Raw genomic sequence first — 13,722 nt, forward strand, 5'->3', positions numbered from 1 at the left:
TTACACTCACAGGCGATCGCCCTTTCCTAGTAATGTGACGATCGCCTTGACTAGCTCATCGGGTTCTACAGGTTTTGCCACATGCTGCTGAAACCCAGCGGCAAGAGCTTGTTTTTGGTCTATCTCTCCAGCATAGGCAGTGAGGGCGATCGCTTTGGGTATGGCTTTTCTGAATGCTGAATGCTGATTGAGTTCTAGTGAGTTGGCTGAAGCAGAGGCGTCTGCAAAACGGGCTTTGATCTGGCGCATTAGCATATAACCATCCATGATGGGCATACCAATATCACTAATCAGGAGGTCTGGTTGGAACTGCTCTAAAAGAGCTAAAGCCTCTGAGGCAGATGCTACTGAACTGACCTCGGCTCCATATTGCGTCAGAATAAACTCGACTAAATCCCGCATATCGGCTTCGTCGTCTACCACCAACACACGTACTCCGCTCAGGTCAATGGTAGTGGTATCTGAGTTCTGAGGTTGTAAGGGTTCTGAAGCTAGCCTCTGGAGTGGGATTCTAACCGTAAAGGTAGATCCTAACCCTTCCCCAGAACTCTCTACATCGACAGTACCACCGTGCAACTCGCTCAGGTGGCGAACGATCGCCAACCCTAATCCTAAGCCGCCAAATTTACGGGTAGTTGTTCCATCTTCCTGCCGAAAATACTCAAACACATGCGGCAGAAATGCTGAGTTGATGCCTTTTCCAGTATCTTTGACTTGAATCTGGGCCTGAGTGCCTGCTGGCTCTAATCGAACTTCTACCTGTCCACCTGCGGGAGTAAACTTGATGGCATTGGAGAGCAAGTTCCAAACAATTTGCTGAATTCGGGCCGCATCTCCGGAGATCTGGGCGACATCAGCCGCAAACAGAGCTTGAATTTCAATCTCCTTGGCCTCCGCTGCCAAACGCACCGTTTCGATCGCCGCTTGGATGACTGTGACTAAGTTAACTGGACTCACATTCAAAGTCATCTTGCCTTGTAGGATGCGGGAGACATCTAGCAGATCTTCGATCAATTGGGTTTGTAGTTTGGCATTGCGTTCAATCGTTTCTAGCGCCCGCTGGGTTGTTTGCTCATCTAACTTGCCTTGTTGTAGTAGCTTTGACCAACCCAAAATAGGGTTGAGAGGCGATCGCAACTCATGGGATAAGACTGCTAGAAACTCATCTTTAATCCGGTTAGCACGTTCGGCCTCCGCTCTGGCCGCTTGCTCAAGTTGCAGGAGATGGTAGCTTTGCGCCGCATATCGTTCCCGCTCCGCTTCTACTTGTTTGCGATCCGAAATGTCTATAACTGAACCGATATACCCTTTGAATTCACCTTCCGCCCCATGCCAAGGAGCTGCCGCATCCAGCATCCAGTAATACTCACCATCGTGACGCCGCAAACGATACTCTACGCGCAACGGTTCACCACGCTGACTAGATTTTATGAAATTATCCTTAGCTTCGCTGCGGTCATCTGGATGGACAGCATCCAACCAGCCCAAACCCAAACCACTTATCTCACTCTGACCGGAGAATTCGTACCAGCTTTGGCTCAGGTAAGTACATTGGCCTGCTGAATTAGTTACCCAGATCATGACGGGGGCGTTGTCTGCCATGTGGCGGAATCGCTCCTCGCTTTCCAATAGCGCTGTTTCTACTTGCTTGCGATCGCTAATGTCGGTTACAAAAATAGTGACACCTTCGGCAAAAGGATAAATCCGGTTCTCGAACCAACGCTGATAGGGTGGATAAAAAACCTCAAATCGAACCACTGTTTGTTCAGCAACTGCCCGACACACCTCAGTTCCGAATAGACTGTTGACCATGTCGGGAAACACATCCCAAACACGCTGACCTAGCAACTCTTCCTTATGCTTACCCGTCACTCGCAGGACTTGTTCATTGATGAAGCTGTAGCGCCACTCCCGGTCCAGCACAATAAACTGATCGTTAATACCTGCCAAAACACTCTCTAAACGAACTCTAACTGCCTCCGCTTCAGCCCTTAGACCTTGCTCTCGCTGGGTGGCTTCTTGCCGCAATCGTGCCAGCTTTAAGGTTGCTTCCACTCGTGCCAGTAGTTCCCGAGCCGAAAATGGCTTAATCAAGTAGTCATCAGCTCCAGCTTCTAATCCCTCAACACGAGACTCTTCGCCCGCACGGGCTGATAGTAAGATGATGGGGATATCCTGAGTCTGAGGATCGGAACGAAGCGCTCGCAATAAGGCAAAGCCATCGAGCCCTGGCATCATGACATCTGTTAACACTAAGTCAGGAGAGTGGTGATGAATCGCAGCGAGGGCAGCAAGACCATCTGTAACGGTTTCTACTGCATATCGCTGACTTAAGAGCCGTTTCACATAATCGCGCATGTCGGCGTTGTCATCAGCCAAGAGGATACGAGCCGCAGGTTGAGGGAGCAAAGATGAAGAGTTTAAAGAAATATCTGCTCCCACGGTGATCCTTTCGCCGATCTCCTGAGGCGTTGTTTCACTAACATAAACATCCTTTTCAGGTAGCCAGCGCAAGGCTTCTGCCACAAAGGAGGCCGAGCCTGCCGCTGTTATAGGTGATGTGCGAGTATCACTAATACGCTCTAGCGGGAGATGAGCAGTTCCGGTGGGAATCGAGACGGTGAAGCAGGTGCCTTGCCCCTCTACACTGTCTACAGCGATCGCGCCTCCATGCAGCTTGACTAATTCTTGAACCAAGGAGAGACCAATCCCTGATCCCTCAAAACTACGTCCTTGGGCTCCCTTGACTCGATGAAACCGCTCGAACAAATGGGGAATTTCAGCGGCAGGGATACCAATACCAGTATCTCGAATTGCTAGCTCAACGTGATCTTGCATCCACTGCAAGCGAGCTGAAATTTCACCGTTAAAGGTGAATTTAAAGGCATTGGAGAGTAGGTTAAGTACTATCTTTTCCCACATCTCTCGGTCTACATAAATAGCCTCAGGTAAGCGTTGGCAATCCACAACCAGGTGTAAATCGGCCCGCTCGATCGCAGAGCGAAAAACACTGGCTAGTTCTGTCGTCAAGGCTGCCAAATCAGTAGGTTCATATAAGGCTTGAACTCGCCCTGCCTCAATTCGGGAAAAGTCTAACAGTGTATTGACCAACTTCAGCAGTCGCAGTCCATTGCGCTGTACCGTCTCAATCCGCTCTCTCTGATTAGGCGGTAGAGGTTCGGTCTGGTCAGCTAGGGCATCGTCGGTAGGACCCAGCATTAAAGTTAGAGGGGTACGGAATTCGTGGCTGACATTGCTGAAAAAGACAGTTTTAGCGCGATCGAGTTCTGCCAAAGCTTCTGCTCGTTTCCGCTCTTCCTCGTAAGCTTGGGCATTAGCAATACTAGCAGCGATCTGCGCTGCCACCAGATCCAGAAATCCCTTATAGTTATCGTCCAACAGCCGGAACGGATTGAGACCCGCTACTAAGATACCCGCCTTACCAGTCTGTCCAGATGGGGAGATCGGCAGTGCGACTGCCTGATGGGGTAAGCGATCCCAAGACCCTGTGGGCAGGTCGTCAAAACGTTTCTCTAGGTCAGTGACTAAACAAACTTGACGGGTTTCGAGTACTTCTGCAAAGCACCAAGCGCCATCATCTAGGGAGACTATTTCAGGAGCGATCGCGTGACCCCGTTCAATGCCACTAGTTCCCGCCAGAAACAGGTGCCGCTGATCTGGGTCAACCAGATAAATCATGGCGAAAGGGAGATCGTAAAGATAGGTTTCTAGACAGGCAGCACTTAGGGTGCAAGCTTCATCAAACGTCCGGGCATCGGCGGTTCTAGCGGCTAGTTCCCGTAGCAGAGACAACTGCCGTTCACCAATGATGCGCTGCGTATCGTCTGTGTTGGCACAAAGGATGCCGCCTGTCCCACCCTCGTCATCCGGTACGGGGCTATAGGAGAATGTGTAGTAGGTTTCCTCCGGGTAGCCGTTGCGTTCCATGATCAGCAGCAGCGCTTCGTCATAGGTGCCTTCATTTTTACGCATTACCGAAGCCGCACGGGGACCGACTTGGTCCCAAATCTCTCGCCAGACTACTGAAGCGGGCTGGCCTAGAACTCCTGGATGTTTACCGCCAAGAATAGCTTTGTAGGCGTCGTTATAAAGGTTAATTAGCTCCTCGCCCCACCAGACAAACATCGGCTGTTGCGAGGTTAGCATGATGCGTACAGCAGTTTTGAGGCTCTGCGACCACTGCTCTACGGGGCCTAGCGATGTTTGCGACCAGTCTCGCGATCGCATCAGCGCCCCCATTTCACCCCCACCCGCGAGAATGGCTTCTCGGATAGCTGCCTCTCGTTCTGCATTCACAGTTGTCACTCTACCTCTGAAACATATCCGGACGAAGGTGGCGCACTAGGGTGCCGATAGTTAGTTGTTCTATCCCAACCATTGCTGACCGATGGACAGAGTCATCACTATTGATAAGTCCTTATCTCTGACTCTTAGGGATCAGACAGAAAACCTTCATCCCCCAAGAGGTAGACTTAGATTGACCTGAGTTCACATTTCTATAAAGAGTTGGTAATTTGACTCGGTATAAACTGCAATCCCGATTCTGAAAAGCATAAACTTAGCAAATCAAATTAGCGTGAAAGCTACTTTTTGTCGGCAATTTGTTACTTCAAGGTCAGCGATCGCACCGAGAATGTTTCAGAAATTTAAGTGTAGCTTGTTGAAGTCTAACTGAATGGCTAATTGGGGCGCTGAGAGCTTGGAGTTGAGCAAAGACATGGCGAGACAAACGTTCACTGGGCTGGAGAGCCAAGATTTCAGGGATTGGGAAACTAGTTCGCCGACCTTAGCCAATTCCGACTGGAGCGTCGTTGTATTCATCCTCGGTCTCAGCCTAGGTTGGCACCTGGCTGGCTACCGTCGTCGTGCTGCGGCTGCCAATCCAGCCACAACTGGGGACACAGCCAACCCAGAGGCTGAACCGGATTTGGGACCACAAGATTTAACCCAGCTGCCTTTTACTCAAGCGATCCAGTGGTTAGCTTATGGCAAAGACTTAGAACAAGCAGATCAATATGAGACAGCGATCGCTGTCTATGCGGAAGGATTGAAGCGTTTTCCTCGCAACTTCCGCCTCTGGCACGAACAAGGATTAGCGTTAGCCAAGCTACAACGATTTGAGGAAGCGATCGCCAGCTACGACCGAGCTTATGAGCTGCGACCCCGTGATCCAAGTTTGGCTCATGAACGTGGAGACACATTATTGCAGCTAGAGCGCTACGAGGAAGCGATTACTGCCTTTGATATCTATTTGAAATACACACCGGATAGTAAGCACATTCGCTCGGATCGGGGTTATGCACTCTATCAACTTGGATGCTACGAAGAAGCGCTGCAATGGCTTAACCCGATTGTGCAGAGCCAGTCAAGCGATCGCTATTCGGTGCGGCACGCTCATTTCTATCAAATTAACTGTTTATGGCAGTTGGGTGAACTAGAAACGGCTCTAAAGTCGTGCCGAGAAGCCATGAGACAATATCCTGATTCATGTTTTAAAGAACAGCAAGAAGCTCTGAGACAACGGATTGCTGACCTGACCAGTGACGCTGAGCCATCTGAGCCGACCCCAGAACCAACATTAGAATCAGCGGCAGTGGTATCAACTCGTTCTGAAAACACCTGAAGTTGCATCTAGTCGGCCTCTGCGCTGAGCAAGTTGGGATTGCTATAGGATCGACTATTGGGCAGATTCCAACCTGCTTGAGACCGGTTTAGCCTTTGAAGGGTTTGCCCCGTTCGCAAAGCAATTCCAAGGAAAATAAGCAGATGGATCGATTGAACTTCAAAGTGTTTCAGCAGTTTTGGGCGATCGCCAAATCCTACTGGTTCGGGGATGAGAAATGGCAAGCTAGAGGCTTATTGCTGGGAGTGGTGCTGTTTTTGCTGGCCTATACAGGGCTGAGCGTAGTACTCAACAACAAGCGAGGCGTGCTGATCTCCGCGCTTTCGGCTCGGGATGAACCTCGGTTTTGGCAAACAGTCACTATCTTTATTGCGGTGTTGGTCCTATATGCCCCTCTGCTGGCAGGTTACCGATATTTGCGCGATCGCCTGAGTTTGCAATGGCGGCGTTGGCTGACCAATCGCTTTCTCGAAAATTACTTTAGCGATCGGGCCTACTACCATCTCAATACATCCAACACAGAGATCGACAACCCAGACCAGCGGATCGCTGAAGATGTTCGCAGCTTTACCCAAGAATCTCTCACCTTTTTGTTGGTGTTAGTGGAGTCGGTGTTGTCGGTGATTGCCTTTAGTGGCGTGCTTTGGGGAATTTCTCAACCTTTGGTTTTTTTCCTGGTGCTTTACGCTCTAGTTGGCACGATCGTCACAACGGTTGTGTTTGGCAAACCATTGGTACGACTCAACTTTGAGCAACTCAAGAAAGAAGCCGACTTTCGCTTTAGTTTGGTGCGAATTCGGGAGAATGCTGAAGCGATCGCCTTTTATCGAGGTGAGGAGCGCGAGTCGCAGCAGATTCAACACCGATTTCTAGAAGTATTTGACAACGTCAAGCGGTTGCTGCTTTGGGAATTGAATCTGAACGTGTTGACCAATGCCTATGAATTTATCCCTTTCGTCCTGCCAGCCCTAGTCGTAGCGCCAGCGATCTTTGCGGGAGAGATGGAGGTAGGCAAAGTCACTGAAGCTCAGGGAGCCTTTGTGCGGGTCTTTTTCTCGCTGAATGTGGTAGTGGCTCGATTCCAAGCTCTGGCGACATTTGGAGCTGGCATCAATCGCTTGTATACCTTTGCTGAGTTTCTAGAAAAGCCGGAAAACAACCAAACTACTGATGCTCCTGACTCGCTGACTGAAGCAACCATTCAAACCGTTGCTGCCGATCGCGTCGCAGTAGAACATCTCACTTTAGAAACGCCCAACCACCAACGCACGCTGATCGAAAACTTATCCGTCGAATTACAGACTGGGCAAGGGCTGTTGGTAATGGGGCCGAGTGGTTGTGGTAAGAGTTCCCTACTACGGGCGATCGCTGGGTTATGGAATACGGGTCGTGGTACCATCTTGCGCCCCGAGCCAGATCAGATTCTGTTTTTACCTCAACGTCCCTATATGGTAATGGGGACTCTGCGGGACCAACTGCTCTATCCCAACACGCATATTCAGGTGGATGACCAACAGTTAAAGCAAGTGCTGCAAAAGGTAAATTTAGCAGATCTAGATGAACGCTTTGGTGGTTTTGAGGCTGAACGAGACTGGGCGGAAGTCTTATCGTTAGGAGAACAACAGCGTCTCACTTTTGCCCGCTTACTGGTCAACCAACCTAAGTACGCCATCTTGGATGAGGCGACGAGTGCTTTGGATCTCGACAATGAAGAAAAACTCTATCAACATCTACAGGCGATCGGTACTACCTTCTTGAGCGTGGGTCATCGCCCGAACCTAGCGAATCATCACCAGCAAGTGTTGCAGCTCTCCCAAGACAAAACCTGGCAGATCCGGCAACCTTTGGTCTTCCGTCAAGAACAACTGGAGTTGATCGAGCTACCTTGAGCCGCGCTAGAATGACCTCTTTGGGAAAGTAAGTATGTCGTGGATCGAATTGAGCCTGGATACCACACCAGAGGCGGTGGACTGGGTTCAGACGCTGCTAGCAGGAACTGACTATCAAGGAGAAGTTCGAGTCACGGCTTACAGTGAATTAGATTCTCGCTGCCCCAGGGAGCCAGAAACTCCCCCTCATGACTGGGCATTCACGATTTGCTTATATCTCCCTTACGATATCCGGGTGCGCACACGGATCGCTGAAATTGAGTCTGTGCTTTCTCCCCTACATCGCACCGGGCTAACTACTGAGCTACAAGCTGCGATCCTAGAAGAGAAACCTGCTCTACCAGAGACGGTGAGTTCCCTAGTTCACCGCATCGGGCAGCGCTTTGTGGTCTTGCCTGGAGATATACCCTACCAACCTGAAACAACCCATGAACTTACCTTAAGGATACAGACAAGTCTGGCCTTCGGCAGCGGTTTTCATTCAGCCACTCGGCTGAGCCTTCGGTTATTAGAGCGTCATGTTAGGCCTGAAATGCGGGCGCTCGATTTAGGATCAGGCTCAGGAATTTTGAGTGTAGCGATCGCGAAGCTGGGGGCACAAGTCTTGGCTTTAGATAACGACAGGGTGGCTGTAGAGTCTACGCAAGATGCTGTGGAGCGTAATGGTGTGGCGCAACAAGTCAGAGTGATGGAAGGCAGCTTGGGGGGTGGCAGCGAGCTAGGGCACTGGATGGGCGGAGATATTAGTGATCAAGTGCCTACCGTGAAGGCGATCGCAGAGTTTGACCTAATCATGGCGAATATTTTGGCGCGGGTGCATGTTGCCCTCGCAGATGACTACCGCCAAGCCCTGCGGCAAACTCAGGCTCAAGGCGCACGGTTGATTACGGCTGGCTTCACTACAGATCACGAAGCGGAAGTGACAGCGGCTCTCGCAGCAGCAGGCTTTACCATCATTGACTCAGAACGCTGTAACGAATGGGTGGCCTTGGCTTATCAACTGCAAGCCTGAGCGATCGCCCCGACTCGATCAGCTAAGCGTAGGAGATAATAAACGCTGTTGGGTTAGAAGATAGAGGAAATGGTGATGGAGCACGATTTTAAGCAACTAGCCGAACTGTATAAAAATGCGCTCCTTAACGATGTCATTCCTTTTTGGGAACAGCACTCGATCGATTGGGAGCAAGGCGGCTATTTCACTTGTCTCGATCGCAGCGGCAAAGTTTATGAAACCGACAAGTTTATTTGGCTGCAAAATCGTCAAGTCTGGATCTTCTCGATGCTGTATAACCAACTGGAGCAGCGAGAGAACTGGCTGAAGATTGCCGCGCACGGAGCCAATTTTCTCGCACAACACGGTCGTGATGGTGAGGGAAATTGGTATTTCGCGATCGATCGCGCTGGCAACCCTTTAGTGCAGCCCTACAACATTTTTTCTGACTGCTTTGCAGCGATGGCCTTTAGCAAATATGCGTTGGCTTCCGGGGAAGAGAGTGCTAAGGAGATCGCACTACAGGCTTACAACAACGTGTTGCGCCGGAAGGAGAACCCCAAGGGCAAGTACAACAAAACCTATCCGGGTACTCGCCCGCTGAAGTCATTGGCAGTACCGATGATTTTAGCTAACCTCTCCTTGGAGATGGAATGGTTGTTGCCTCAGGAAAAACTGGAGCAAGTTCTGGAAGCTACAGTGCAGGAAGTAATGAGTGACTTCCTAGACCGCGATCGCGGCTTAATGTATGAGAATGTGGCTCCTGATGGCTCCCATGTGGATTCTTTTGAGGGGCGGCTGATTAACCCAGGTCATGGAATTGAGGCGATGTGGTTCATCATGGATATTGCCAATCGTCACCAAGATACCGCTACGATTCACCAAGCAGTGGATGTGGTGCTGAATATCCTCAACTTTGCTTGGGATACAGAATATGGCGGGTTGTATTACTTCATGGATGCCCAAGGCCATCCCCCGCAACAGCTAGAGTGGGACCAAAAACTTTGGTGGGTGCATGTGGAATCCTTGGTGGCGTTGGCAATGGGCTACCGCTTAACCGGGCGCGAGGATTGTTGGCAATGGTATCAAAAGCTGCATGATTACACCTGGTCTCATTTTGCTGACCCGGAATATGGCGAGTGGTTCGGCTATCTGAATCGTCGTGGAGAAGTGCTGCTGAACTTGAAAGGCGGCAAATGGAAAGGTTGCTTCCATGTTCCCAGAGCCCTCTACCTCTGCTGGCAACAGTTTGAGGCGCTCAGTTGAGTTGACTCGGAATGTGGATCACAAACTGGGTTCCTTCACCGGAATGAGAGAGGCACTCTAGTTTGCCTCTATGTCTTTCTGTGATGATTTGGTAGCTGATTGACATCCCCATCCCGGTTCCTTTACCCACAGGTTTGGTGGTAAAAAAGGGATTAAAGATGCGGGCTTGAACATCTTTAGGGATGCCAGGGCCATTATCTGCGATCGCGATCTGTATCCACTTTTCATCCACCACCACAGTTGAAATTTCGATTTGACTAGGATGATTGTGCTCAGGCAGTTCTTCTAAGGCATCGATCGCATTCACCAAGATATTCATAAATACTTGGTTGAGTTGTCCAGCGTAACACTCGACTAGCGGCAAATCTCCATAGTTTATGATGACTTCAATCTCGGGACGATGTGAGTGAGCCTTGAGGCGGTGCTGCAAAATGAGCAAGGTACTGTCAATTCCCTCATGGATGTTCACTCGTTTAATCTCCGCTTCGTCCATGCGCGAGAAGTTGCGGAGAGAGAGCACAATTTGACGAATGCGATCGGTACCGACCTGCATCGACGACAATATTTTGGGCAGGTCTGCTTGCAAAAATTCTAAATCAATTGCTTCAGCAGCAGTTTTGACTTCGGGGACAGGATGAGGATCATGCTGTTGATAAAGCTGCAAGAATCCTAATAAATCTCGGATATATTTCTGGGCATAACCCAAGTTGCCATAAATGAAGTTAACTGGGTTATTAATTTCGTGGGCAATGCCAGCGACTAGTTGGCCTAAACTAGACATTTTTTCACTCTGAAGCATCTGAGCTTGGGTCCGCTGCAACTCAATTAGAGCATTTTTGAGTTCTGTCGTGCGATCTTCCACGCGGTCTTCAAGTTCTTCATTGCTACTTGCTAGCGCCGTAAAGGATTCGCGTAGCTGTCCACTCATGTAATTGAAAGAATTCGCTAATGCGTTGATCTCCTGAATCCCACTTTCTTCTACAGTTTGATCTAAGTTGCCAGATGCCATTGCTTGGCTGGCTCGGTTGAGTCTGGAGATCGGACGCGTAATCCATTGGGAGGTAAAGATGCCCAGAATCGAAGCAACTCCCAGAGCTGCTAAACACAACCAGACTGTGGTGCGAGTGTTGGCATCAATTTGAGCCATAAATTCGCGTTCTGGTAGGCTCACCACAACCAGCCAATCTAGCCCGTAGGGATCGCGCCAAGGCGTAACTCGCACATAGTAGCGCTCTCCTTGTAAGTCAAGTTGTAGTTCTTGAGCTGTGGTAATGCTGGCAAAATTATTCAGGCGCTGTTGAAGCTGGATGGAAACGCCTTGAACAATAGAATTCGGACTGTTGATCGCTTTTAATCGCTGTGGCTTCTGGTTAACCAGCCTGGAGAGTGGCTCTGTCCCGGAGCTAGCGACTAGTAGACCATTGCGTTCTAGGATAAAGACTTGTCCAGAATCACTGATGTCTAAATTGCGGAGAAAGCTGCTGATTTGGCCTAGACGCTGCTCAACGGCGATCGCTCCAATGATCTTTTTATTCTTGTCATAAACTGGACTACTAATCGAAATCGCGAGAGGATTGGCGGCTTCACTTTGCCAGGTATAGACTGAAGACCACAAGGGTTTCCCTGTCTGCATTACCTCAGTGTACCAACTCTCCTTTTGAAACGGATAGCCTGAATCTTTGTCGAGCAGTCTACCTCGATTTCCCTGTGCATCTGGCTCATAGATATGGAGATTTTGATTGCCAAATTCGCTGGGGTCGATCCGCTCGGTAATTAGCTCGACTGGATAAGTCAGCGGGCGGCCCACGTCCACATATTTGCCATTGGTGGAGCCAAAAAGGATATAACCCACGTTGTAGAGCTTGGCTTGCTTCCAGAAAAAACGTCCTAACCCGTCTAGATCGTTGGGGTTGATTAAGCCAGAGCTGATGGCGGTTGCGTTCAGTTCATTGAGCTTACGGGTGCTAGATAGATAGTTTTCTAGGTGTTGATCAATCTGTTTGCCAACTTGACTCTCCAAGTTCAGCACCAATTCGTTGACTGCTCGTTGTCCATTCTTAAACGATAGATAGCCAACGATGGCGACTGCTCCAAAAACTTGTAAAACAAACGGCACAACCAGAACAAGTTGCAGTTTTTGTGCTGGAAATTTCCAAGTCTTACAGGAGCCTCGCTTTTTCATATAGTAGGCAATTAGGATTGATGGTCGTGCCTTTCACCCTAAGGTTTAAGCGATCGCAATGGATTGTGCAGAGGGGGAGCGAGTAGTGGTTTAGGAAATCGCAGGAATAGTAGCAAGGATAATAGCCCTAATTCCTGGAAAACGCACACCCATTCTCCACCACAATAGTATTCCCGTAAGGCCAGTGTAATTTATCTAACACATCCTGCCTAGAGTGAAAGAGCGATCGCGGTTAATCAGACGTGGTCAAAGTATAAGTAGTGCTGTGTGGTTATGATAATGGCTATAGTCATTATCTATTTAGATTTGAATGGAATTTTATGGATTGATACAGCTTCTGAGAACTCAAAAGTACTACCTCCTTGAACAATCAGTTTTTGGAGAGCAGCAACAACTAGAAGCATAGCTAGATCAACATGTTCCATCAGTTCATTAATGAAATCATCTAATGAGCTATCTGATAGTCTCAGTGACATAGGGTTAGGAATTGGGATTTCACCATGAACATATCTTGATCTGTAATCATAGAACGCATTGATTGCCTTCTTGATTTTTTTGCTGTTCTCCGGTGGCTCTCCTAAAACAAGGAAAATTCTCTCTCGTAAAACCTTTGAAATTCCAGCTTGGGGTGTATCAAAAAGTGCTTCTAGTGCTTGTGCCAGCCAAACTACTTCACTAGGAGAAATATCTGGTTGGTTGCATACGTGTAGCAGACCACAAATGGCTCTCTCCGTTGTAGAGTGGGCAAAATGAGATTCAGGTAGACCAATTTGCTGTATCCAGTCTAGGACTTTCTGAATTGGAAGATCTTGAAGTATCGGCCAGTTCCATTTCTCTCCAAGCTCGGCAGCACCCTCAAAAACACTTCCAGCCAACAAAAGTAGTTCTTCTTTTCGAGGACCATTACCATCCGAAGAAATGGGAGATACAGCAGCGGAATAGAAATCACAGCTACCAGGCACTGCTAAGTTCATAGCCAAAAATATTTGGTACAAAACATTAACGACATAACCCAAGTCTGTAAATCTGTTATCTGAGTTGCAAACTGACAACTCTATTTCTAAACTCTCTCTAGTTAGACCTGCCTCCTTTCGACGTACATACTCATTCATCTTTTCTATCATTCCATCGAAATCCGCTTTGGTTTTTATTTCTGCTGAGTCGAAGTAATGGGATTTTCGTTCAGCTATAAACTCTTTAGCATCTTTCCAGTCAATCAAAACGTTGATTAAAGCATGGGACGATTGAAAAGAGAAAGATTGCACATTATCAATCAACGTGTTCCAAGCTTCAATGTCTCCGTGAAATGTGGTAAAAGTGCGAAGTAAACTGTTAAATCTAACCCGGAAGGCAGTCGGTGAATTATTCATACCCTCTTTTAAGAATGGAGTAATTGCTTATTTTCAAGAGAGACTTTGCATTAAGGGTAGAATAAGTTATAACGTTTTTACTCTCTAGACAATGGATGCACTGCTAGCAGAGCGTCAGAAGCTAATTGAATCAGTTAGCACTCTTCCAGATGAAGCCTTGGTTGAACTGGCAAGCTTTGTTGAATATCTTCGTTATAAATCAGCTCAATCTCAAGAAAAAAAGCACGGCTCGCCTTTCTTACTCTCTATTGCAGGGCTAGGGGCTTCTGAAGAACCGAATCTTTGAGTTACTACCTTAGTTTTTCTGACCTAGTTGACTTGAGCCGGTATGTTACAAGGAAACAATTGTAGCTGGTTCTGGTTTTCTGGATTAGGAGTCA

At 48.5% G+C, this 13,722-nt stretch carries 8 protein-coding genes; 5 read left to right on the forward strand and 3 right to left on the reverse strand.

The window, feature by feature from the left end; genetic code table 11:
* Window positions 1–6 precede the first annotated feature (6 nt).
* Entirely contained in the window at window positions 7–4,317 is a 4,311-nt protein-coding gene (locus tag NDA01_RS12750; RefSeq protein ID WP_431193390.1) for an ATP-binding protein, read from the reverse strand.
* A 379-nt stretch (window positions 4,318–4,696) separates the two neighbouring features.
* On the opposite strand from NDA01_RS12750, the gene NDA01_RS12755 reads away from it, so the two are divergent.
* From NDA01_RS12755 to NDA01_RS12770, 4 genes are all read left to right on the forward strand, one after another.
* Window positions 4,697–5,644, forward strand: a complete 948-nt coding sequence (locus tag NDA01_RS12755; RefSeq protein ID WP_348228227.1) for a tetratricopeptide repeat protein — start codon at window positions 4,697–4,699, stop codon at window positions 5,642–5,644.
* 143 nt (window positions 5,645–5,787) lie between these two features.
* On the forward strand, window positions 5,788–7,533 hold the full coding sequence (locus NDA01_RS12760) for an ABC transporter ATP-binding protein/permease (RefSeq protein ID WP_348228228.1): 1,746 nt from the start codon (window positions 5,788–5,790) through the stop codon (window positions 7,531–7,533).
* Between the two features lie 34 nt (window positions 7,534–7,567).
* Window positions 7,568–8,545 carry a 50S ribosomal protein L11 methyltransferase gene (locus NDA01_RS12765; protein WP_348228229.1) on the forward strand — a complete coding sequence of 326 codons (978 nt, stop codon included), beginning with the start codon at window positions 7,568–7,570 and terminating at the stop codon, window positions 8,543–8,545.
* Window positions 8,546–8,620: 75 nt separating this feature from the next.
* Window positions 8,621–9,790 carry a n-acyl-d-glucosamine 2-epimerase gene (locus NDA01_RS12770; RefSeq protein ID WP_348228230.1) on the forward strand — a complete coding sequence of 390 codons (1,170 nt, stop codon included), beginning with the start codon at window positions 8,621–8,623 and terminating at the stop codon, window positions 9,788–9,790.
* Here the strand turns inward: NDA01_RS12770 and NDA01_RS12775 are convergent.
* A complete protein-coding gene (locus NDA01_RS12775) occupies window positions 9,783–11,906 on the reverse strand; it encodes a sensor histidine kinase (protein ID WP_431193391.1) in 2,124 nt (707 codons plus the stop codon). The two genes, NDA01_RS12770 and NDA01_RS12775, sit on opposite strands and share 8 nt — an antisense overlap.
* A gap of 362 nt (window positions 11,907–12,268) precedes the next feature.
* Window positions 12,269–13,249 carry a HEPN domain-containing protein gene (locus NDA01_RS12780; RefSeq protein WP_190554322.1) on the reverse strand — a complete coding sequence of 327 codons (981 nt, stop codon included), beginning with the start codon at window positions 13,247–13,249 and terminating at the stop codon, window positions 12,269–12,271.
* Between the two features lie 184 nt (window positions 13,250–13,433).
* Here NDA01_RS12780 and NDA01_RS12785 point away from each other — a divergent pair, with 184 nt between their 5' ends.
* Complete coding sequence (locus NDA01_RS12785) at window positions 13,434–13,628, forward strand: DUF2281 domain-containing protein (protein ID WP_190554323.1); 195 nt, start codon at window positions 13,434–13,436, stop codon at window positions 13,626–13,628.
* Window positions 13,629–13,722 lie beyond the last annotated feature (94 nt).

The sequence above is a fragment of the Trichocoleus desertorum AS-A10 genome (genome assembly GCF_039962155.1).
Taxonomy (GTDB): domain Bacteria; phylum Cyanobacteriota; class Cyanobacteriia; order FACHB-46; family FACHB-46; genus Trichocoleus.